Source organism: Marinobacter sp. LM1 (assembly GCF_042763285.1).
In the GTDB taxonomy this organism is placed as follows: Bacteria; Pseudomonadota; Gammaproteobacteria; order Pseudomonadales; family Oleiphilaceae; genus Marinobacter; species Marinobacter nauticus.
The window spans coordinates 1,717,087-1,740,318 of sequence record NZ_CP114373.1; the positions used below are offsets into that span (position 1 = coordinate 1,717,087).

Annotated in this window: 17 protein-coding genes; 14 read left to right on the forward strand and 3 right to left on the reverse strand. The window is 57.4% G+C overall.

What is annotated here, in order from left to right; genetic code table 11:
• Positions 1-116: 116 nt before the first annotated feature.
• The 5 genes from OZ656_RS08060 to OZ656_RS08080 all read left to right on the forward strand — a co-directional run bounded on the left by OZ656_RS08060 (position 117) and on the right by OZ656_RS08080 (position 8,567).
• Entirely contained in the window at positions 117-4,997 is a 4,881-nt protein-coding gene (locus OZ656_RS08060) for an NAD-glutamate dehydrogenase (protein WP_278351331.1), read from the forward strand.
• Positions 4,998-5,065: 68 nt separating this feature from the next.
• Entirely contained in the window at positions 5,066-5,743 is a 678-nt protein-coding gene (gene can, locus OZ656_RS08065) for a carbonate dehydratase (RefSeq protein ID WP_011785417.1), read from the forward strand.
• 126 nt (positions 5,744-5,869) lie between these two features.
• Positions 5,870-6,043 (forward strand): hypothetical protein, encoded by a 174-nt coding sequence (locus OZ656_RS08070; RefSeq protein ID WP_014421070.1) that lies wholly within the window; start codon positions 5,870-5,872, stop codon positions 6,041-6,043.
• Between the two features lie 133 nt (positions 6,044-6,176).
• Positions 6,177-7,232, forward strand: coding sequence for a class I SAM-dependent methyltransferase (locus OZ656_RS08075; RefSeq protein ID WP_222179998.1), 1,056 nt, complete (start codon positions 6,177-6,179; stop codon positions 7,230-7,232).
• Positions 7,233-7,427: 195 nt separating this feature from the next.
• Positions 7,428-8,567 (forward strand): class I SAM-dependent methyltransferase, encoded by a 1,140-nt coding sequence (locus OZ656_RS08080; RefSeq protein WP_278351332.1) that lies wholly within the window; start codon positions 7,428-7,430, stop codon positions 8,565-8,567.
• Between the two features lie 3 nt (positions 8,568-8,570).
• Here OZ656_RS08080 and OZ656_RS08085 read toward each other — a convergent pair whose 3' ends face one another.
• Positions 8,571-9,188, reverse strand: coding sequence for a riboflavin synthase subunit alpha (locus tag OZ656_RS08085; RefSeq protein ID WP_153740434.1), 618 nt, complete (start codon positions 9,186-9,188; stop codon positions 8,571-8,573).
• A 157-nt stretch (positions 9,189-9,345) separates the two neighbouring features.
• On the opposite strand from OZ656_RS08085, the gene OZ656_RS08090 reads away from it, so the two are divergent.
• The 5 genes from OZ656_RS08090 to OZ656_RS08110 are packed head-to-tail and all read left to right on the forward strand — an operon-like array spanning position 9,346 to position 13,586.
• Entirely contained in the window at positions 9,346-10,239 is an 894-nt protein-coding gene (locus OZ656_RS08090) for a hypothetical protein (RefSeq protein ID WP_022991586.1), read from the forward strand.
• 60 nt (positions 10,240-10,299) lie between these two features.
• Complete coding sequence (locus OZ656_RS08095) at positions 10,300-10,977, forward strand: TetR/AcrR family transcriptional regulator (protein WP_011785412.1); 678 nt, start codon at positions 10,300-10,302, stop codon at positions 10,975-10,977.
• A gap of 58 nt (positions 10,978-11,035) precedes the next feature.
• Positions 11,036-11,536 (forward strand): L,D-transpeptidase, encoded by a 501-nt coding sequence (locus OZ656_RS08100; protein ID WP_023010568.1) that lies wholly within the window; start codon positions 11,036-11,038, stop codon positions 11,534-11,536.
• Positions 11,537-11,559: 23 nt separating this feature from the next.
• Positions 11,560-12,801 (forward strand): mechanosensitive ion channel family protein, encoded by a 1,242-nt coding sequence (locus tag OZ656_RS08105; protein WP_014421076.1) that lies wholly within the window; start codon positions 11,560-11,562, stop codon positions 12,799-12,801.
• Positions 12,798-13,586: an S-methyl-5'-thioinosine phosphorylase gene (locus OZ656_RS08110; protein WP_023009890.1), complete on the forward strand. Its 789-nt coding sequence runs from the start codon at positions 12,798-12,800 to the stop codon at positions 13,584-13,586. The genes OZ656_RS08105 and OZ656_RS08110 overlap by 4 nt, the downstream gene beginning before the upstream one ends.
• Here the strand turns inward: OZ656_RS08110 and OZ656_RS08115 are convergent.
• A complete protein-coding gene (locus OZ656_RS08115) occupies positions 13,567-14,361 on the reverse strand; it encodes a CsiV family protein (RefSeq protein ID WP_153740433.1) in 795 nt (264 codons plus the stop codon). The genes OZ656_RS08110 and OZ656_RS08115 overlap by 20 nt on opposite strands.
• Positions 14,362-14,390: 29 nt before the next feature.
• Entirely contained in the window at positions 14,391-17,912 is a 3,522-nt protein-coding gene (mfd, locus tag OZ656_RS08120) for a transcription-repair coupling factor (protein WP_288589530.1), read from the reverse strand.
• 237 nt (positions 17,913-18,149) lie between these two features.
• Here mfd and OZ656_RS08125 point away from each other — a divergent pair, with 237 nt between their 5' ends.
• From OZ656_RS08125 to OZ656_RS08140, 4 genes are all read left to right on the forward strand, one after another.
• Positions 18,150-19,553: a glyceraldehyde-3-phosphate dehydrogenase gene (locus OZ656_RS08125; RefSeq protein WP_370258753.1), complete on the forward strand. Its 1,404-nt coding sequence runs from the start codon at positions 18,150-18,152 to the stop codon at positions 19,551-19,553.
• Between the two features lie 323 nt (positions 19,554-19,876).
• On the forward strand, positions 19,877-21,223 hold the full coding sequence (locus OZ656_RS08130; protein ID WP_141067582.1) for a Na(+)-translocating NADH-quinone reductase subunit A: 1,347 nt from the start codon (positions 19,877-19,879) through the stop codon (positions 21,221-21,223).
• Positions 21,224-21,227: 4 nt separating this feature from the next.
• A complete protein-coding gene (locus tag OZ656_RS08135) occupies positions 21,228-22,436 on the forward strand; it encodes an NADH:ubiquinone reductase (Na(+)-transporting) subunit B (protein WP_153740430.1) in 1,209 nt (402 codons plus the stop codon).
• The gene (locus OZ656_RS08140) at positions 22,429-23,232 is read left to right on the forward strand and encodes a Na(+)-translocating NADH-quinone reductase subunit C (RefSeq protein WP_278351334.1); all 804 of its coding nucleotides are present in this window, start codon (positions 22,429-22,431) and stop codon (positions 23,230-23,232) included. Before OZ656_RS08135 ends, OZ656_RS08140 begins: the two co-directional genes overlap by 8 nt.

Consider the following 23,232-nt stretch of genomic DNA (forward strand, 5'->3'; position numbering starts at 1 on the left):
GCCTGGGTAAGTGATTGCCGCAGTTTTGGCGTCTGGCCGGCAAAAATCAAGGGTTTGACTATGCTTATGTGACGATACCCTGATTACGTTTCTTTCACACAAACCAGAGGTTGGATATGAATGCGCTGACAATCGCCAGCAAGGATCAGTTTTTCGAGCAGTTGGCCGATGCGTTCTCAGAAAAGATTGCAAAAACCGAGGCGAAGAAGATCGCCGATTTTGCACGACAGCATTACGCCCATATTCCTCTGGAGGAGCTGGTCAGTCGCCGCTTCTCGGATACCTACGGCGCCATTCTGGCGGCCTGGCAGTTCCTGCAAAAGCGCAGTGCCGATGAAACCCCGGTTTCGGTGTTCAACCCGGACCTGGAAAGCGACGGCTGGCAGTCCACCCACAGCGTTATTTTTATTCTCCATCCCAATATTCCGTTCCTGATTGATTCCCTGCGCATGGCCATCAATCAGCGGGAAATCGGCACCCATTCCATTCAGCATTCCATCCTGCGGGTGGAGCGGGATGACAGTGGCAAGCTGAAGAAGCTGCACACCACCAAAAAGGCGTCGAAGGACGCAAGCTACGAAGCTTTCATCGTGCTTGAAATCGACCGCCACAGTGCTCCGGAAGATCTGCGGGATCTGGAGCAGACTCTGCAGAAAGTGCTGCACGAGGTACGCATTGCGGTGGGTGATTTCCCGATCGTGAAAGACAAGGTCAGCGAGATCGTCAAGGAGCTGGATGCGACCACGGCGGGGATCAGTGAGGAAGGTAAGGAAGAAGCCCGGGCTTTTCTGACCTGGCTGGTGGATGATCACTTCACATTCCTCGGGTACGACGAATACGACTTTGCCAAGGATAAGCAGGGCATGGTGGTGCGCCGGGTGGAGAACTCGGAGCTGGGTATCCTGCGGGTCAACAACGAACGCCCGGATCGGGTCCGGCTGAATGAACTGCCACAGCGTACCCGCCATGAAATGACCCGTTCCGATGACATCTTCATTTTCGCCAAGTCTGCGCAGCGGTCCCGCGTGCACCGGCCGGCCTATCCGGACTACATCGCGGTCAAGAAATTCAACAGCAAGGGTGAAGTGGTGGGCGAACGCCGCTTCCTCGGTCTATACACCGCACGGGTCTATAACGAGCGGCCCGATGAGATTCCGCTGTTGCGGCGCAAGTTCCAGAGCGTGATGAAGCGGTCCGGTTTCCTGACCGACGATTACGCCGGCAAGGAGCTGGAACAGATCCTGACGCTCTACCCGCGGGACGAGCTGTTCCAGATCGAAACCGATGAGTTGCTGCGCGTTGCCAAGAACATTCTGTACATCCAGGAACGTCGCCGGATTGAGCTGTTCATGCGGGAGGATGTTTACGGTCAGTTTGTAACCTGTCTGGCCTTCTTCCCCAGGGACATCTACAACACCGAGTTGCGCCTGAAGGTGGAGCAGGTACTACTGGATCGCCTGGAGGCCGAGGACATTGAGTTTGTTACTCATTTTTCCGAGTCGGTGCTGGCCCGGGTACAGTTCACCATCCGGGTGCCACAGGTGGAAAACCGCCAGTTGCCGCTGGCGGAGATCCGCGACAAGGTCATTGAGCTTGCCCAATCCTGGCGAGACGGCCTCTACGAGGCATTAAGCGAAGCCTATGGCGAAGAGCAGGGCAATGAGCTGTATCGCGTCTGGGCAGGCGGTTTCCCGGCCAGCTACACTGACATGTTTTCACCCCGCCGGGCGGCCATCGACCTGGAGCACATCACTGCCTCTGCCCGCGACGATGATCTGGCCATGAGCTTCTATCGGGCCCTGGAAGAAGACGAGAACACGCTGCATTTCAAACTGTTTTATCCCGATGAGCCGCTGCCGCTGTCGGATGTGATGCCGATTTTCGACAATCTCGGCTTCCGTGTGATTGGTGAGCACCCGTTCGAGGTGATTGACCGCACGGGTAAAACCGTGTGGATTCACGATTTCACCCTGCAGTCCCATACCGGCAATGTGGTGGATATTCACCGTATCCGCCCGATTTTCGAGGAGTTGTTCCGTCGGGTCTGGCACGGTGAAGCGGAAAATGATGCCTTTAACCGCCTGCTGTTGTCCTCCTACATGAGTTGGCGTGAAATCGCGTTGCTGCGCACCTATGCCCGCTACATGCGCCAGATCCGGTTCTCCAATAGTCAGACGTTCATTTCCAACACGTTGGTGAACCACGTCAACCTGACACGGATCCTGCTGGAATACTTTGAGGTTCGCTTCAACCCTGAGCGCTTCAAGAGCAAGGGCAAAAGTGAGGCGGCCCAGCAGAAACTGGAAATCGAATTCAATGCCGGTCTGGATGAGGTGGAAAACCTCAGCGAGGATCGGGTGCTGCGGCTATACCTGGAGCTGATGCAGGCGACGTTGCGTACCAACTACTACCAGCCGGATGGCGAGGGTCAGCCCAAGCCCTACATCAGTGTAAAATTTGACCCGTCGCAGATTCCGGACATGCCGCTGCCGTTGCCCATGTTCGAGATTTTTGTGTATTCCCCCCGTGTGGAGGGGGTTCACCTGCGTGGCGGCAAGGTAGCCCGTGGGGGGCTGCGCTGGTCGGATCGGTTCGAGGACTACCGCACGGAGATCCTGGGCCTGGTAAAAGCCCAGCAAGTGAAGAACGCGGTGATTGTGCCGGTGGGCGCCAAGGGTGGCTTTGTTGCCAAACGTCTGCCCGATCCGTCCGACCGGGAGGCATTCCAGGCTGAGGGTATTGCGGCCTACAAGACGTTCATTCGGGGCTTGCTGGACATCACTGACAATCTGGTGGATTCCGGCATCCAGCCGCCGGAGCGGGTGATCCGCCATGATGAAGACGACCACTATCTCGTGGTGGCGGCTGACAAAGGCACGGCCACCTTCTCCGATATCGCCAATGGCCTGGCCGCGGAATACGGTTTCTGGATGGGCGATGCCTTCGCCTCCGGTGGCAGTAACGGTTACGACCACAAAAAAATGGGCATTACTGCCCGGGGCGCCTGGGTTTCTGTAGAGCGGCACTTCCGTGAGATGGGCATCAATCCGGCCGTGGATGAGTTCACTGCGATCGGCATCGGTGATATGGGGGGCGATGTGTTTGGCAATGGCCTGCTGTGCTCGGAAAAGACCCGGCTGGTGGCCGCGTTCAACCACATCCACATCTTCATTGACCCGACCCCGGACGCCGAACGCAGCTACAAGGAGCGCAAGCGCCTGTTTGAACTGCCGCGTTCTGCCTGGACCGATTACGACACCAAGCTGATTTCCAAGGGCGGTGGCGTATTCAGCCGGAATGCCAAGTCTATTCCGGTCAGCCCGGAAATGAAGAAACTGCTGGGCATCAAGGCAGATCGCGTTCCGCCCAACATGCTGATCAGTCACATCCTCAAGGCAGAAGTGGACCTGCTCTGGATTGGTGGTATCGGCACTTACGTGAAGGGCAGCGGTGAAAGCCATTCCGACGTGGGCGACAAGGCCAACGATGGTCTGCGGATCAATGGTGCGGAGCTGCGCTGCAAGGTTGTAGGCGAGGGCGGTAACCTCGGCTTCACCCAGATGGGGCGGATTGAATACGCCCTGAAGGGGGGGCGCCTGAATACCGACTTCATTGACAACTCGGGCGGGGTGGACTGCTCTGACCATGAAGTGAACATGAAGATTCTGCTCAACCGGGCGGTGGCCATGGGCGATCTGACTGGCAAGCAGCGCAACATCATGCTGGAGGAAATGACAGATGATGTCGCCTCGCTGGTGTTGAAAAACAATTACCGTCAGACCCAGGCCATCAGTATTGCCAGCGAGGATGCCGCCACCCGGCTGGAAGAGTATCGTCGGCTGATGAATACCTTCGAGAGCGAAGGCAAGCTCAACCGGGCGCTGGAATTCCTGCCGGATGACGAAACCCTGTCTGAGCGCAAGCTGGCCAAGAAAGGGCTGACGAGGCCGGAGCTGTCGGTGCTGATCTCCTATGTCAAAGGAGACCTGAAGCAGGTGCTGATCGACAGCAATCTGCCGGACAACCCCCTGCTGGCGGGCGAGATGTACAAGGTCTTCCCGCGGGATCTGACCAAGCGTTTCTCGAAGGAGCTGGGTGAGCACCAGCTGCGGCGGGAGATCATCGCAACCCAGATCGCCAACGACATGGTCAACCACATGGGCATTACCTTTGTGGAGCGCCTGAACCAGTCCACCGGGGCTGACGCGGCGTCCATTGCCCTGGCCTGGATTATTGCCCGGGATGTGTTCCGTATCGACAGCTGGTGGGACAAGATCGAAGCCCTGGATTTCCACATCTCTGCGGATCTGCAGATGGAGCTGATGCAGGATCTGATGCGTCTGATGCGTCGGGCTGTGCGCTGGTTGCTTCGTAATCGCCGGGCAGAACTCAATATCCAGAGTCACATGGAGCGGTTTGCCGACAGCGTCTGGGCCATTACCTCGGGTCTGCCGGAATACCTTGGCGACCAGGCTCGTGCCAATTGGGAAAAACGCAATGATCAGCTGATGGCTGCGGGTTTGCCGAAGGAACTGGCGTCGGTGCTGGCAGGAACCGGCTATCTGTATTCCTCTCTTGGTATTATCGAGGCACAGGAAGCCACAGGCATGCCGCTGAAAACGGTGGCCAACCTGTACTACGATCTGGGTGACCGTCTCGACCTGACCTGGTTCGCTAATGCCATCGCAGCGTTGACGCCAAGTTCCCATTGGCAGGCCCTGGCGCGGGAAAGCTTCCGGGAGGATCTGGACTGGCAGCAACGGGCTCTGACCACCGGTGTGCTGAAAACCGCTGAAAGCCCGGAGAAAGTCACCGATAGTGTGAACGCCTGGGAGCAGCGCAACCAGCACATGATTGATCGCTGGAACGCGATGCTGGCGGAACTCAAAGGTGTAAGGGAACCGGAATACGCCATGTTCTCGGTCGCACTGCGGGAGCTGCTGGACCTGGCGCAAAGCACCATGCACCAGAGCCCGGAAGACGTAACGACCAACTGACTATTGCGTTATGTCGTTGATTCCCGTTCAATCCCGCAGCGGGAATCAATGGCAGGAGCAACAAGATAATGGCACCACTGAAACATCTACTGGACAAGAACCGGGCCTGGGCCAATGGCATCAAGTCGGTGGACCCGAAGTTCTTTGACCGGCTCTCGAACCAGCAGGCACCGGAGTACCTGTGGATCGGCTGTGCCGACAGTCGGGTACCTGCGAACCAGATTGTGGACTTGCTCCCCGGTGAACTTTTCGTGCACAGAAACGTGGCCAACGTGGTTGTACATACAGATTTCAACTGCCTGTCGGTGCTCCAGTTCGCCATCGAAGTGTTGAAGGTCAAACACGTATTGGTGGTGGGGCATTACGGTTGTGGTGGCGTGCGCGCGGCATTGCTGAACGAAGGCTTTGGCCTGATTTCAAATTGGCTCCGCCATGTTCAGGACGTGCGTGACCGTCACCAGTCCGTACTGGACGCCATTCCCAATGTGCAGGACCGGGTAGACCGCCTGTGTGAGCTGAACGTGGTAGAGCAGGTAGGGCATGTGTGCCAGAACAACATCGTTCAGGAAGCCTGGCGTCGCGGCCAGCCATTGACTGTGCACGGTTTCGTTTACGACGTGGCCGACGGTCTGTTGAGGGATATGGGGCTCTCGATCGCCAGTGAGGCAGACCGGGAAACGATTCGTCAGTCCAGCCTGGATGAGCTGATCGAACGACCGGTCCGCTCCGGGCGCCAAAAAATATAATGCGAAGATTGTCAAAAACTGTCAAAAAATCGTGATGTCCGTCACTTCCTGACCCGTGGCGTCATCACAGTAGTGACCTTCTGCGTCTGTTACAGTAGCAACTGTAAGCAGTAAGGGAGGTAAACCATGAAAGAACTGATGCAGAAAGCCCTGCAGGCACTGGGAACCCGCAGAAACGAAAGTTCTGCCATGGATAGCGCAAGGGCTGAGGCCAAGCGCACCGAAGCACGCACCCCGGAAGATTGGGGAATGTCACCTGAAGACGCCCTGCGTGTGGGTACGGTTGCACGTTACAAATAATATCTGGCTCTTCCCGGGCGGCCCCAGAGGCCGACCCCGATAGCGACAGCCCCGACTGATGCCACAGGGCAGACTCGGGGCTTTTTTCCGGTTAGCATACGCGGCTCATGATTCTGGCAATGGTCCGCTACCCATGTCTGCACTGCCCAATACCCACGAAGTTCTGCTCCGCAATGCGCATCTGTTGAATGGACGCCCAGCGCTGTTAGGCGTCTCGGATGCATCGCTTTTGCCCCGATGCCCGGTTCCCGGTATCGCGATGACCGAGCACGCCGGTCTTTGGCAAATCCTGTCCCATGACACTGACTGGGCTGGCTGTTTTGGTTACGAGCCAGATCGGCAGCAGCAGGGCTCTTGCGATACCGTGGTGGTATTTTTGCCTAAAGCCCGGGCTGAGTGTGAGCTCCGCCTGGCTTTGGCTCGTTACCTCGGCAAACCAGGTGCGGCACTGGTGGTTATTGGCGAGAAGAAGGAAGGCATTGCCGGTGCCATAAAGCAGTTTTCCGTCGTCGCCGGGGAGGTTGTAAAGGTCGACAGCGCCCGCCATTGCCAGGTCTGGTGCGGCAGAAATACCCAACCCCTGACCGAATTCCGGTTGACTGACTGGCTCAGCTGGACGGAGCTTTCCTGCGCTGGCGTGGCGCTCTCTGTTGCCGGCTTGCCAGGCGTTTTCAGTCTGGGTCGACTGGACGATGGCACCCGGATGTTGTTGGAAACCCTGGCTGAGTCACCCCTGGGTGTCGATCGGGTGCTCGATTTCGCTTGCGGTGCAGGTGTTATCGGGTCCTGGCTGCATGGTTTTCATCAGTTGGCGGGGAAGAAGCCGATTCGAGTAGATGGGACCGATGTTCAGGCGCAGGCCGTGTTCTGTGCCCGGGAAAGTTACCGTAAGGCAGGAGTAAACGGTGAGATTTTTGCCGCCGATGGCCTGGCAGCCGTTCAAGGCAAATGGCCGGCCGTGATCAGCAACCCGCCTTTCCACACCGGTGTAAAAACCGATACCTCCATGACCGAGCAGTTCCTGGCCCAGGTGGCCGCGCATCTCGCGCACGGCGGCGAGCTGAGGCTGGTGGCCAACAGTTTTCTGCCGTATGAAGCCCTGATTCGACAACACATCGGCCCGGTTGAGAAACTTGCGCAGGACCGGCGGTTTACCGTTTACCGGGCATTTCGGAAAAAGTCGGGCTGAAAAACAGACAGAAAAAAGCCCCTGGGGTAAGGGGCAAAAGATCTTGTCCGGAAAAATGCGGCCGGCCAGCCGGGTCAGGGCTGGGGCATGACCGGAAAGGGTGTTCGGCGTGAACACCCCTAACTTAGGTTTAATTTCTAGAATAAACAGCCTAAAAGTGTTTATTTTCCCGAAAGCTGCCAACGGAAGCCCAAAATGACAACTGTCAGACTCCAGACACCTGCCGGTGAACTCCGCCTGATCCGGCCTGGCGGAACGGCTGGGCTGCGCGCCTGGGACGCTGCCGACGAGTTGTTGTTGTCGGCTGCGGAGCCTTATCTGGCATACGGTTTGCGCGTGCTGGTGGTGGACGACCAGTTTGGTGCGCTGACCCTCGGGCTTGCCTGCTATCAGCCGCAGACAGTTGCCGACAGCGCGACGCTCGCCCACTCCCTGTTGACGAACGCTTCGCTCAATCCGGCGTTGCCCGACTGCCCCGCGGTTTTGAACTGGCGTCGGCCACCCTCAGGGCCCTTTGATCTGGTGCTGCTCCGTATTCCCCGCCAGGCCGGTTATCTGGCCTGGTTGTTACGGTGGCTCAACAGCGTGCTGGCGGAAGACGGGCGCATACTGGCGGGCGGTATGATCAAGCATCTGCCCGATCGTAGTGTTGATGTGTTCGCCAGTGCGGTGGTCACCGAACAGGTGTTGCCTGCCCGCAAAAAGGCGCGGGTAGTGGTGTGTCGTGGTGGCTCGGCCACATTGCCGGAATGGCAGGAGCAATGGCGCGGCTACCCGGTGGCAGGATTGCCCGGGCCGGTCGAGGCACTGCCCGCAGTGTTTGCCAGAGAAAAGCTGGATATTGGCACGCGGGAGTTGTTACCGCTGATTCCTCAGACGGTTAGTCGAGTGCCCCCGGCTGGGCGGATTCTGGATCTGGCGTGTGGAAATGGCGTGCTCGGGTTGTCTGCGCTTGCCGGCAGACCGGGTGCCGAAGTGCATTTCAGTGACGTATCCAGCCAGGCCATTGCCAGTGTTGAGCATAACCTGAGCCGGTATGAGGGCGGCGATTGCGTGCACTTATGGCATCAGGACGGCATCGCAGATGATTTGCCTGACTATCAGCTTATTCTGCTGAACCCACCCTTCCATGAGGGTGGCGTGGTAGGCGATCACATCGCACTGAGACTGTTCAGGGATGCCGCCCGGCATCTGGCGCCGGGCGGCCGCGTATTGATGGTGGGCAATCGCCACCTGGGGTATCACCGTTCCCTGAAACAATACTTCAGCAGCGTTGAACAGAGAGCTGCAAGCCCGAAATTCGTGGTGTTCGAAGCCCGGAATGGCGCGGTGTGAGTCTCAGGCCGTCGCCGGGCGATCGTAGCCGAGGCGCGCGAGGGTATCCACGATGGTCTGGGTTTGACTATCAATCTCGATGTTGACCTTTTGCCCCTTAGTGGCCTTCCCAAACGTGGTGGCACGCAGGGTCTCCGGGATAAGGTGGACGTTGAAGCGGTTACCTTCCACCTCGCCAATGGTCAGGCTGGCGCCATTGATGGCAATGTAGCCTTTGGGGAAGATGTACTTCGCCCAGGTTTCCGGTAGTTCGAACCATAGGGTCACGTTGTTTTCCGGCCGCAGAATATCGACGATGGTTGCGGTAGTGTGGATATGGCCACTGAGCAGATGGCCGCCGATTTCATCGCCGATTCGGGCGGCGCGCTCGAAGTTGATTTCGTCGCCGGGTTTCAGGTCGCCGAGGGTGGTCAAGCGCAGGGTTTCCTGCATGGCGTCGAAGTACAGCCGGTGGCCTTCCTGGCGGGTAACCGTCAGACAGGTGCCGTTGATGGCAACCGAGGCACCGATGGTTACGCCCTGAACCCGGTCTTCCGGGAACTCGATCACGAAGGTACTCAGGCCCGGCGCCGCGATCACGTTTTCGACCCGTGCAATGCCCTGAACGATACCGGTAAACATACATGCTCTCCTGAAAGCCGTTGATTGGCGCAAGCATACCGGCGCCTGCCAGTGTTGCCAAGAAGTCTGCAAGCCGCTTATGACGGCAAAGCCGACATTCAAGAATTGTTCGTAAAGGTCGATACTTGCATAAAGAACCTGAAGAACAGTGAGCTCAATGGCGGAAAATACAGCAGTAGACAAGACAGATCCGGCCAATGCATCCGGAGCGGTCCTTCGCCCCGGTCGGGCCGCTGATCCGGTGCCGGCAACACCGGAATCTGCCCTCAATGCCGCGCAAAGAACCGCTGCTCTGCAGGCTGACGATGACCAGGGCCCGAACGCTGAATCTGGCAGCGAGCAGCCCGGGGCGCAGGAATCGCAGGATCGGACTGCCGAGACCGGGTCGGAGAATCCGGATATCGAGCAGGCGCTGGCGGAGTCGCGACAGCGCAAGCTGCGTCTTATGCTAAGGCAGTGTGACCGGGTTCTGCTGATGGACTTCAACTTGCTGGCTATGTCGGACTGGCCGGATAACTATCAGATGGCAGCTGCGCGGCGTAGCCGAGACCTGTGGATCTTCAGTGCCCTTTTGGCTGCGACGTTTTTCCTCAGTGGTTTGACCGGTTTTGTGCCGGCCTGGGTAGCCGGTGGAGGTTTTGGCGCTTTCGTGATTATTCTGTTGCTGGGAGTGCCGTTTATCCGTCGGATTTACACGTCCAGCCCCTCCTATATGGATTTAATTATTCGCCGTCAGCGCATGCTTCGGGATGCCCGCAAACATGCGGCCCACCTGGAGGGAAAGGACGGGCTGATATGGCAGTGTGCGCGTATGGCAGAGTACAACCCGACACTGCGTCATACCCGCTTCAGTGAATTGCTCAGACTGTCTGAGCAACGGGTGTTGCCGCGTTATCTTACCCGGCGGGAACATGTTCGGCTGTATCTTATCTATCTGCTGGAAGCCGAGAAAGCCTATGGCAAAGTCCAGCAAGCGTTTTTCGACGGCAATCAGGACGCGATAGACCGGGGGTGGCAGGCAGTGGCGGCGGTTCCTGAAGACCGAGCTTGACATGACAGGCCTTCAAACGTATGTTTCAAACAGACGTTTGCTAGAGGCTCTGACAACAAAATGGCGCAGTCTGATACCGTTGACCGCATTCTTGACGCTGCCGAAGAGCTGTTTGCCGAGCGTGGGTTCTCGGAAACATCGCTTCGTATGATTACCAGTAAGGCTAAGGTAAATCTGGCCGCTGTCAATTATCACTTTGGGTCTAAGAATGCCCTGATCCACGCCGTGTTCGCCCGGTTCCTGACGCCGTTTTCGGCCACCCTGGATACCGCCTTTGATGAACTCGAAGAGCGTTGTGATGGCCAGCCGCCCACGCTGAACCAGACCCTGTGGGCGCTTACGGAAAGTGCCGTGCGCATGCCTCAGCGTAATGAGAAAGGCATATCCATCTTCATGCGCCTGCTCGGTCTTGCCTATACCCAGTCTCAGGGCCACCTGCGTAAATTTCTCGAACAGGAATACAGTGAGCCATTTGGTCGTTTCATGCGCTTGCTCAAAGAGGCCACGCCTGAGTTGTCCTCGGTTGATCGCTACTGGCGCATCCAGTTCATGCTGGGAGCGACGGCCTTCACCATGTCCAGCAGTGATGCCCTGATTGATATTCTCGAAAACAAGCTCGGCGTTGAAACCACGGTTCAGGAAATTGCCGCACGCCTGGTGCCGTTCCTGGCCGCAGGCATGAAGGCTCCAGACAAAATGCTGGTGCCGCCTACCGCTTCAGGCGTTTCGGTTGCCTGAACTCCCCCGCCTCGGGTAGTCTTCCCTCTGGTTCGCAGCCGGAGGGAAGTCGTTACCAATGCCCGATAACAAGCCCCCCGGGGTTACCCTGTCCATTGATATCGCCAATCAGTTCCTGACACTGGCTACTCAATCGGGTGATATCATTGCCCGCTACCCGGTATCCACCGGCCTGAATGGCCCCGGCCAGGCCGACGGCAGTGGCTGTACCCCTGTTGGCAAGCATTATATCCGCGCCCGAATCGGGGCAGGGCAGCCATTAAATACGGTGTATCGTGGGCGCCGCCCCACTGGCGAGATCTACAGCCAGAGTCTGGCGGCAGCGAACCCGGGGCGCGACTGGATTCTTACCCGTATACTCTGGCTTTGTGGCTGTGAATGGGGGCGAAACCGTGGGCCGGGGGTAGACACTTTTCGTCGTTTTATCTATATCCACGGCACGCCGGACAGTGAACCTATGGGAGTTGCCAGATCCCATGGCTGCATCCGGATGCGCAATACCGATATTGTTGAGCTTTTTGACCGGGTTCCAGCGGGGACTCCAGTCAGTATCTATTAATCCGCATAATTCAGAGGGACAGGATGATTGGCGAAGTTTTGGGTGTACTGAATGGCTGGATAGAGCAGTTCGGGTTGCTATCTGAAGGTTGGCGGGCCGGTGTGCTGGTTTTCCTGCTCGTGCTGGGGACGGCGGCGGTTGCCTATATTGCCAGTCATGTGATTTCTGCGCTGGAGCGCAAATTCGCCAGCACTCATAACCTTTGGGATGATGCTATTCTGCACGCGGTCCGTCGCCCTGTCGTGGCTTTCGTGTGGCTCCAAGGGGTGTATTGGGCTGCCGAAGTGGCTCACCATTTTTCCGAGGCTGAGGTCTTCAAGGCTAACGGAACGTTGCTTCAGATCGGTTTTGTCTGGGTGGTGGTCTGGTTTTTTATTCGGCTGATCAAACAGTTCGAGAATATCCTCACCTCTCCGATCAAGATGCGCAAGCCGATGGATTACACCACGGTCAATGCCATCAGCAAGCTGTCGCGCGCGGTTGTGATTATTACCGCCGCTCTGACCGCCCTGCAAACCCTGGGCTTCAGTATTTCGGGCGTGCTGGCATTTGGTGGTGTCGGGGGCATCGCGGTTGGTTTTGCCGCGAAAGATCTCCTGGCGAACTTTTTCGGTGGTTTCATTATCCATTTGGACCGTCCGTTCAAGGTGGGGGATTGGGTTCGATCCCCGGATCGGAGCATTGAGGGTACGGTTGAGCATATCGGATGGCGACTGACCACCATTCGCACCTTCGACAAGCGCCCGCTTTATGTCCCCAATGCGGCGTTTACCACTATTGCAGTGGAAAACCCATCACGTATGACCAATCGCCGGATCTACGAGACCATCGGCATTCGCTATGCCGATGTGCATTCCATGAAAACCATCGTGGACGAAATCCGGGAGATGCTGAAGAATCATGAAGAGATTGATGCCAACGAGACCTTGATCGTTAATTTTCTGGCGTTTAACTCATCGTCACTGGATATCATGGTGTACACCTTTACCAAAACCACCCAGTGGGTGCGTTTCCATGAGGTGAAGGAAGATGTATTACTGAAAATCAGTGACATCATCGAAAACCATGGCGCCGAGGTGGCCTTCCCGACGCGCACGCTGCATCTGCCGGATGGGGTGCGGGTAGACGGGCGCGATTCCTCAAAGCGTGAGGACTCAAACGACAAGTCCTCGGACAAGGACGCTGATTCCGGAAAATCCGGAAAAAATATCGATCATGATGGCGGTTACGGTGAAGCCGATTCAGATTCCGGAGACGGGGAATGACAGTAACGAATGACAATGTACCGGTAGGCATTATCGGTGGTACGGGGCTGACCAGCCTGAGCAATATCCAGATCACCGGAGAAGAGACAGTGACAACTGCGTGGGGTGAGCCCTCCTCCACGCTGGTGCGGGGGCAACTAGGTGATCAGCCTGTTATCTTTCTCGCGCGTCATGGTAACCCGCACCGGATTCCGCCCCATCAGGTCAATTACCGGGCCAACATTCAGGCGTTGCATGATGCCGGCGCTCGGGTGCTGGTGGGTGTAAACGCGGTTGGTGGCATACATGCCAATATGGGGCCGGCCCACATCGTGATCCCGGATCAACTGATCGACTACACCTGGGGCCGGGCCAGCACTTTCTTCGAAGGCGAGCTGGAGGAAGTTACACACATTGATTTTACCTGGCCCTACGATCAGGAAGCGCGTCAGGTGTTGATTGATGCTGCTCGCGCGGCGTCGCTGTCATTTTCCGGGTTTGGCGTCTATGGCGCGACGCAGGGGCCCAGGCTGGAGACGGCGGCGGAAATCCGCAGGATGGAGCGGGATGGCTGTGACATCGTTGGTATGACCGGCATGCCCGAGGCAGTGCTGGCGGCAGAGCTGGGCTTGCGGTACGTCAGCCTCGGGCTGGTGGTGAACTGGGCTGCGGGTAAAACCGACCACATTATTACCATGGCCGAGATTGAAGAAGCGATTGCCCAGGGCATGTCCGGCGTTCGGCAGATTCTGGAGCGTTCAATGGCAAGTCTGGGGCAGCTTGCGCTTACCCCTCAATCTTCTTGAAGAAAACCAGGACGCCGACGGTGGGGGAGTCGATGAAGTGGATTTCCTCACTGCGCATCCGCCGCGTTTCACGAATCCAGGTCACCAGTTCTACTGGTGCCGGACGGAGTTGGTAAGCGGTACCGGTGCCTTCTGATGCTGAACCACCGGTTTCGCTATCAAGTGTATTGCCAGAGTCCTGATCGGAAAACTCCGCAACCGCTTCGGTCTGAGGCGGTGTTTCAGGCTCTGCCGGCACAGCCTCGGGATCGTCGCTGACGGCCCAGTGGTTAAGCTGCACATTAACGTGCAGGTAGCGCTGGCGGTCAATGGTGATCTGGCCTTCCACCGCTCGTTGGCCAGACTCGGCCAGCCAGTCACCGATTGCGACACGCAGAGGTTCGCCCTCGTAGTCGGGCGGAAAGGCTTCATACCAGCCGGCACTCGCCAGTACCCGGTAGTTACCGCTTCGCTCGAGCCGGTTGGCCGCCTCGCCCAGGTGCAGTTGGTTGCGGGGTATCAGGTTGAGTTCGGTTACCCGCTCCCCGGATTCCTGCTCCACCCAAAGGGTTTTGCCGGCCTCTTCGACAGGTTCCACCGACTTGTTCGCCATCTGCTCTTCAATGCCGGCCGGGTCCACCAGACGCTGTAAAATCACCAGCTCTGCCCGGTAGTAGTCGTTCGGGACATTGCCTGAAGCGCCCTGGGCCCACAGGGTTGCCGGTGTGAATGCAACTGAGGCGAACAGCGCGGCACTGGCCAGGGTTTGCCGGGAGCATAAAATGTGAGCTTGCAAGGGCGTTACTCCACCTGAATCCTTTTTTGTCATGATGCCTTTGCCGGGGCCTTGTCGGGCGCCAGTTCTTCGAGCATCGCTGCGATGGCGTCGAGTTTACCATCGGTTGAGTCATCATTCAGCCGGAAGCGAAAGCTGTTGGCGCCTTCGAGCCGGTATCGATCCGGAGCGGATTGCACTTTTTTAACCAGTTCGAGAGGGTCGACCGGTGTCGTTGCCCCGAACTCAAGCCGCACCCATTCCTTGCCGGCATCCACTTTCACGATGCCCAGAGTCTCTGCCTGCAAGCGTAGCTGTGCCTGGCGCATGAGGTTCTTGGCCGGGGGCGGTAATAATCCGAAGCGGTCAATCATCTCAACCTGAAGTTCTTTTAATGCCTCACGATCCTTCACGCTGGCAATACGCTTGTACAGCATCAGGCGGTTGTGGACATCTGGCAGGTAGTCGTCGGGAATCAGGGCCGGAATGCGCAGGTTCATTTCGGTGCCGTGGCTGAGAGGCAGCTCGGCGTTGGGCGTGCGGCCGTCGCGAATCGCTTTTACGGCTTCGTCCAGCAGCTGCATGTAGAGGGTAAAGCCGATGCTTTCGATCTGACCGCTCTGTTCTTCACCCAGCAGCTCGCCAGCGCCCCGGATTTCCAGGTCGTGGGTGGCCAGCATGAAGCCTGCGCCCAGGTCCTGGGATTCGGAAATCGCATCCAGTCGCTTCCTTGCATCGGCGGAAATGGCCTTTGGCGGTGGTGTCAGCAGATAGGCGTACGCCTGGTGATGAGACCTGCCCACGCGACCCCGAAGCTGGTGCAGCTGCGCCAGGCCAAATTTGTCTGCCCGTTCAATAATAATGGTGTTGGCGCTGGGGATGTCGATGCCGGTTTCCACAATAGTGGTGCACACCAGTACGTTGAAACGCTTGTGGTAGAAATCCGACATGATCTGTTCCAGCTGGCGCTCGCGCATCTGGCCGTGTGCCACACCCACCCGCGCCTCCGGAATCAGTTTGCGCAGATCTTCCGCGGTTTTCTCGATGGTGGCGACATCATTGTGCAGGAAATAGACCTGACCGCCCCGCAGGATTTCCCGCAGAATCGCTTCTTTCACCATGGCGTCGTCGCGCTGGCGCACAAAGGTTTTCACCGACAGCCGGCGGGCTGGTGGGGTCGCGATAATGGACAGGTCGCGCAGGTGGCCCATAGCCATGTTCAGGGTTCTGGGAATCGGTGTGGCGGTGAGGGTCAGCATATCCACCTCGGCCCGCAGGGATTTCAGTTTTTCCTTCTGCTGAACGCCAAACCGGTGTTCTTCGTCGATAATCACCAGCCCCAGATTCTTGAAGTTGATATCGCCTTGCAGAAGCTTGTGGGTGCCAATGACGATATCTGCCTTGCCTTCCTCTATGGCAGTGATGGCCTTGCTGGTCTGGCTGCCGCTGCGGAAGCGACTCAGAAGCTCTACAGTTACCGGCGTATCCGAGAACCGGTCACGGAACGACTCGTAATGTTGCTGGGCCAGAAGAGTAGTGGGCACCAGCACGGCCACCTGTTTGCCAGACCAGGTGGCCAGAAAAGCCGCGCGCATGGCGACTTCGGTTTTACCGAAGCCGACATCGCCGCATACCAGCCGGTCCATCGGGCGTTCGCTCGTCATATCCTCGAACACCGATTCGATGGCCACCTGCTGGTCCGGCGTCTCCTCAAACGGGAAGCCGGCAGCAAAGGTCCGATAGGCCTCTTTCGGGTCCTCAAACTGGAAGCCTTTCCGGGCTTCCCGGCGGGCGTAAACATCCAGCAGTTCTGCGGCGGTGTCGCGGATTTTTTCCAGCGCTTTTTGCTTGGCGTTGCTCCAGCGTTCTGTTCCGAGCTTGTGGAGCGGTGCGTGTTCCTCATCGGTGCCGGCGTAACGGGAAATCAGGTGCAGGCTGGACACCGGTACATAGAGTTTGGAGCCGCCGGCGTATTCCAGGGTCAGGAATTCGTCGGATTGGCCGCCGGCGGTGAGTGTCTCCAGCCCCTTGTAGCGCCCCACGCCATGGTCGATATGCACGACCGGTGCGCCAATTCTCAGTTCAGACAGGTCCCGGTAGCCGGCATCGTCGGTTTCGGTTGGTTTCTGGCGCCGGCGACGCTGCAGCACCCGCTCGCCAAACAACGCCGATTCGGTAATCAGTGCCAGATTCTGGCCGGGCAACACCATGCCCTGTTCCAGTGGGGCAATGGTGATGGCCAGAGTGGTGCTCTCGTTTTCGAGGAATTCCGACCAGCTCTGCACGGTTGACAGCTTGAGCTTGTGATCGGCCAGGTTGTCGATCAGCGCCTCCCGGCGCCCGGACGATTCAGCACAGATCAGGATGCGCCCGTGGAACTCCTGAATGAACCGTTTGAGGCGCCCTGCCGGATCAGCGGCGCGCCCGTCCATGGCGACATCCGGGAGAGATTCGGTACCGCAGTTGCTGGCGCCCGCGCCGTCTTCGGGTTGACTGCTGCAGGTAATACGCGGGTAGTGTTTGAGTTGCCCGAACACTTCATCCGGCTGCAGAAACAGCTCGGTGGGGGGCAGAATAGGGCGCAGTCGATCGTGGCGGCGGTCTTCGTAACGGGCCCGCGTTTCCGCATCAAAGGCATTGACGGCATCATTGAGGCCGTTGGCAGTAAACACCAGAGTGTTGCCCGGCAGATAATCAAATAACGTGGCGGTTGCATCGAAAAACAGTGGAAGATAGTACTCAATGCCAGGCGGTGTGATGCCGTGGGTAACATCCTGGTAAACCGGCGCGTCTTTGTCGGCATTGGGGAAATATTCGAACCAGCGATTGCGAAAGCCTGAGCGGGCTTCCTTGTGCCAGGGAAATTCGTTGGCCGGCAGAAGTTCGATGCGTTCGGTTTTATCGATGGATCTCTGGGTTTCCGGGTCAAAGGTCCGGAGGGTTTCGATTTCGTCATCGAACAGATCAATGCGGTAGGGCAGGTTAGAGCCCATGGGGTAAATGTCGAGGATGGCCCCTCGTACCGCATACTCGCCGTGTTCATACACGTTGTCGGTATGATGATAACCGGCTGCCTCCAGTTGCATTCGCCAGCTGTCGATATCCAGGGTCTGGCCCACTTCCAGCAGCAGGGTGTTACCCTGCAGATAGCTTGGGGGGGCAAGCCGGTGCATCAGGGTGCGCGCCGGTACTACCAGAATGCCGTGGCGTGTGCCGGGTAACCGGTGCAGGGAGCGAATCCGCCTCGAGGTAATGTCCTGGTGTGGCGAAAACAGATCGTAGGGCAGTGTTTCCCAGTCCGGAAGCGACAATAGCTCAATGCCATCGGAGGTAATGATGGCGCCGTCTTCATCCGTGGGCAGCCCTAGGAAAAACCGGATGGATTGCTCCAGCTGGATGGCTTCGCTGGTACTTTGAGTGATGACCAGTGTCAGACCTTTGTGGGCGCGGGCGCTCTCGCAGATGGCCAGGGCGTCGGCACAGCCATTCAGTTGCCCCCATTTTCTGTGGTCGGCAGCCTTTTCAGGGGCAGCGGGGGCGATAAGCGGGGCGTGGGCCTGGCCTTTGGTCATGGGGCAAGCGTTCTCCTGAATAAATGCATCATTTGCCGGGGCGGCGCTATTCTATCGCCCGGTTGTGACAGTGTCATGGTCGGGGCAGACAAACGGCTATTTGCCGTATCGCCTTTTAAGTTGGATAATGTGCGCCCCAAATTATTTCCAGTGCTATACGAGGTTCCAACCGTGAGTCACGAACAGATCAACCAGCACCTGTCCAACTGGACTGACCGGGAGTCTACCGCAGAAGCGATGATCCCGTTGATCGGCCGCCTGTACCGTAAAAACAACGTTGTTACGTCCGTATACGGCCGTGCGATCATCAACCAGTCTGTTATCGATATCATCCGCGCCCATCGTTTTGTGCGTCAGGTTGAGGACAGCGAGCTGTCTGTTCACGATACGCTGCCCATTCTCGAGGCGATGGACAAGCTGGAGCTTGGCCGCGCTCACGTGGATATTGGCAAGCTGGCGGTCAAATTCAAGGCAGAGGGCGGTGACCTCACCGAGTTCCTGAAAAAGGAAATCGGCCCGGTGGTTGGCAAGTACGCCGAAGAGGCGGCCAAGGATGCCAAGGAAGAAACGAAGGATGTGGTGCTTTACGGCTTTGGCCGGATCGGCCGACTGCTGGCGCGGATCCTGGTTGAAAAGGCCGGTGGCGGCAACAACCTGCGCCTGCGTGCGATCGTTGTCCGCCAGGGTGGTGCTGACAACGATCTGGAAAAGCGTGCCAGCCTGCTGCGTCGTGACTCCGTGCATGGTCCTTTCGATGGCACCATCACGGTCGATGCCGAGAACTCTGCGCTGATCGCCAACGGCAACTTTATCAAGGTGATCTACTCCGATGGTCCGGACAAGGTGGACTACACCGAGTACGGCATCAACAACGCCATCGTGGTCGACAATACCGGTAAGTGGCGCGATGAAGCGGGCCTGGGCCTGCATCTGAAGTCCAAGGGTGTCAGTCGAGTGATTCTGACTGCGCCGGGCAAGGGCGACATCAAGAACATCGTTTATGGCATCAACAACGACTGGATCACCGACGAAGACAAGATCCTGTCTGCTGCTTCCTGTACCACCAACGCCATCACTCCGGTACTGAAGGCCATCAATGACGAGTACGGTATTGAGGATGGTCACGTTGAAACCGTTCACTCCTACACCAACGACCAGAACCTGATCGACAACTACCACAAGGGCAGTCGTCGTGGCCGCAGCGCCCCGTTGAACATGGTTATTACCGAAACCGGCGCGGCCAAAGCCGTTGCCAAAGCACTGCCGGAGCTGAAAGGCAAGCTGAGCGGTAATGCTATCCGGGTGCCGACACCGAACGTGTCCATGGCGATCCTGAATCTGAACCTGAAAAGCGATGTGGATGCCGAGCAGGTAAACGAATATCTGCGCGATATGGCGCTTCACTCCGAGCTGCAGAAGCAGATCGACTTTGTGAACTCTCCGGAAGTGGTTTCCACCGATTTCGTGGGCTCCCGTCATGCCGGTATCGTCGATGCCCAGGCTACCATCGCCAATGGCAAGCGTTTGATCCTGTACGTGTGGTACGACAACGAATTCGGCTACAGCGCCCAGGTTGTGCGTTGTGTGAACCAGATGGCCGGCGTAACCTATCCGATCTTCCCGAAGCGCGCCCGCGACTAAAGTCGTAGGCCGGTCTCGGCAGTTGATTGGCAGAAAGCCCCGGTAGCGCCAGCTGCCGGGGTTTTTTGTTACTTTGGCCGTACAAAACCATTTTTGTTACCGGTGGAAATAGGTTTCCTTAATCTCTATAATTGGCGCGATTTTGGGTATGTCTGGCACCCCGTTTCTCATCTTTTCCTGCGTCAAATGGCAAACAGCAGCAACTGCTATGGCATTTGAACCTCAAGGTGCAGCCGTTCGGCGCAATCCGGACAGGAAACCAGGGCCGCAGGGGCCGGGCGTTACAAATCCACAGAATAGTTTCTGATGATTGGATGAGGCTAATGATCAAGATCAAAAAAGGCCTGGATCTTCCCATCAGCGGCGCTCCCGAACAGACCATTACTGACGGCAAGCCGGTTCGCCACGTGGCGCTCATCGGTTTTGACTATCACGGCATGAAGCCGACGATGGCTGTGAAAGAGGGAGACCGTGTCAAGCGCGGTACGCTGCTGTTCACGGACAAGAAGACCGAAGGCGTTCGTTATACTTCCCCCGCTGCAGGCGTGGTGAAAGAAATCAATCGCGGTGAGCGTCGCGTTTTCCAGTCTGTCGTGATCGAAATTGATGGCGACGATGCGGAAACCTATGCCCGCTACAGCGATTCCGACCTCGCCGGCCTGGAACGCCAGCAGGTGGTTGATAACCTGGTAGAGTCTGGCCTGTGGACAGCTTTCCGTACGCGCCCCTACAGCAAGGTTCCTGAAATCGATTCTGCGCCGAATTCGATTTTTGTATCCGTTATGGACACCAATCCGCTGGCGGCAGATCCCACCGTTATCATTGGCGAAAATAGCAAGGCTTTTGAAAAGGGCCTGACTATTATCTCTCGCCTCACCAACGGCAAAGTGTTTGTGACTGGCAAGCCCGGCTCTAACGTTGCCGTGCCCAAGGCTGACAATATTGAAGTGCATCAGTTTGATGGCGTGCATCCGGCAGGCAATGTCGGTACCCATATCCATCACCTGGATCCGGTGTCGGCCAGCAAGACTGTCTGGTCTATCAACTACCAGGATGTGATCGATATCGCCAAGCTGTTCGAAACCGGTGAAGTGCCGGTCGAGCGCATTGTCGCTATTGGTGGCCCCAAGGCCGTGAAGCCGCGCCTGGTCCGTACCCGTCTGGGTGCCAGCCTGCCGGAACTTCTGGACGGGGAAGTTGCCACAGACTGTGAAGTCCGTGCCATCTCCGGTTCCGTGTTCGGTGGCCGTCGTGGTGATGGCCCCTGTGCCTACCTGGGACGGTTCGCCAACCAGATTACTGTTCTGGAAGAGCAGAGCAAACGCGAGTTCATGGGCTGGTTGTCGCCGGGTCCCAACAAGTTCTCCGTGCTGAACATCTATTTGTCCAAGCTCAATCCGGGCAAGCTGTTCAACTTCACGACCACGACCAATGGAAGTGAGCGTGCGATGGTGCCGGTGGGTGCCTATGAGCAGGTGATGCCTCTGGATATTCTGCCAACGCAGCTGCTGCGCTCGCTGATTGTGGGCGACACTGAAATGGCACAGAAACTGGGTGCCCTGGAGCTGGACGAAGAAGATCTGGCGCTGTGCACCTTCGTGTGCCCCGGCAAATATGAATACGGTCCGATTCTCCGCGAGAACCTGACCCGAATCGAGATCGAGGGCTAATACGATGGCAATCCGACAGTTTCTCGATGGAATCGAGCATCACTTTGAAAAAGGCGGCAAGTACGAGCGCTGGTACGCCCTGTACGAAGCCGTTGATACAATTTTCTACTCGCCTGCGAGCGTAACCAAGACCACCTCCCATGTGCGTGATGGCGTAGACCTCAAGCGCATCATGATCACTGTGTGGCTGTGTACCTTCCCGGCCATGTTCTTCGGTATGTGGAACATCGGTTTCCAGGCCAACAGCTTCCTGGCAGAAAATGCCGGCGCCCAGATTGCCGACGGCGGCCTGCGTGAAGCCTTCATTACCGCCCTGGCGGTAACCGGAGCCGGAGCCGGCCTTTGGGATAACTTCGTATATGGCCTGGCGTACTTTGTGCCCATCTACGCGGTTACCTTTATTGTGGGTGGCTTCTGGGAAGTCCTGTTCGCCACCGTGCGTAAGCACGAAGTGAACGAAGGCTTCTTTGTGACCTCCGTACTGTTCGCACTGATCTGCCCGCCCACCATCCCGCTGTGGCAGGTGGCCCTGGGTATCACCTTCGGTGTGGTGATCGGTAAGGAAGTGTTCGGCGGTACCGGCAAAAACTTCCTGAACCCGGCCCTGACCGGTCGTGCCTTCCTGTACTTCGCCTATCCGGCGCAGATTTCCGGCGACACCGTCTGGACTGCGGTTGACGGCTTCAGTGGCGCCACGGCGCTGAGCTGGGCCGCCAGTGGTGGTCTGGAAGCTCTGGAAGCTCAAATTGGCTGGATGAGCGCCTTCATGGGCACCATTCAGGGCTCGATGGGTGAGACCTCGACACTGGCCATTCTGATTGGTGGCCTGATCCTGTTGGGGATGAAGATTGCCTCCTATCGCATCGTCGGAGGTGTGTTGATCGGTATGATCGGCATGTCGCTGCTGCTAAACATCATAGGTTCCGAGACCAATCCGATGTTCGCGGTTCCGGCGCATTGGCATCTGGTCATGGGCGGGTTTGCCTTTGGCATGATGTTCATGGCGACGGATCCGGTGTCCGCCGCGATGACTGACACGGGTCGCTGGTGTTTCGGTATTCTGGTAGGCGTGATGACTGTGCTGATCCGCGTGATCAATCCGGCGTTCCCGGAAGGCATCATGCTTGCCATCCTGTTCGCAAACCTGTTCGCGCCATTGATGGACCATTACGTGGTTCAGGCCAACATCAAACGGAGGCTTGCTCGTGGCTAAAGCTAAAGAAACCGTCTCCCGCACGCTGATCGTTGCGCTGGTGCTGAGTATCGTGTTCTCTGTCGTGGTATCCACCGCGGCGGTCATGCTCAGACCTGCCCAGGTCAAGAATCAGCATCTTGATATGACAACGAACATTCTCTCTGCCGCAGGTATGCTGGATCAAGGCGATACTGCAGAGCAGATTTTGCAGAAATTCGAGAGTTTCGATGTTCGCCTGGTGGATTTGGATACTGGTAAATTTGTAAAGCCTTCCGCCGTTGGTGTTGCTGAGCCCATGAAATATGATATGTACAAGGCTGCCTCGGACCCTCAGTTGTCTACGGATATTCCTTCCTCGGAAGACAAGGCTGGCATCAAGCGCCGGCCGAATGTTGCCAGGGTGTATACGCTGAGCGAGAACGGAGAGCTAGTGCGTGTGGTACTGCCAATTCATGGTTATGGCCTCTGGTCTACATTGTATGGCTTCATTTCGCTGGAAGGTGATTTGAACACCATTGAAGGGCTTGGCTTTTACTCCCACGCCGAAACTCCGGGCCTCGGTGGGGAGGTAGACAATCCACGCTGGAAGTCGCAGTGGGTGGGGAAGAAAGTTTATGATGGTGATCGCACTGAACCGCAGATCAAACTGGTTAAAGGTGGCGTAAACGTTGATGCAAAAAAAAGGCAGCATAAAGTGGATGCTCTGTCCGGGGCAACGTTGACCAGTCGCGGCGTTGAGCAACTGGTTAACTACTGGATGGGCGACCGCGGATACGCGCCGTTCCTGCAAAAACTTCGTGAAGGGGAGATCTGA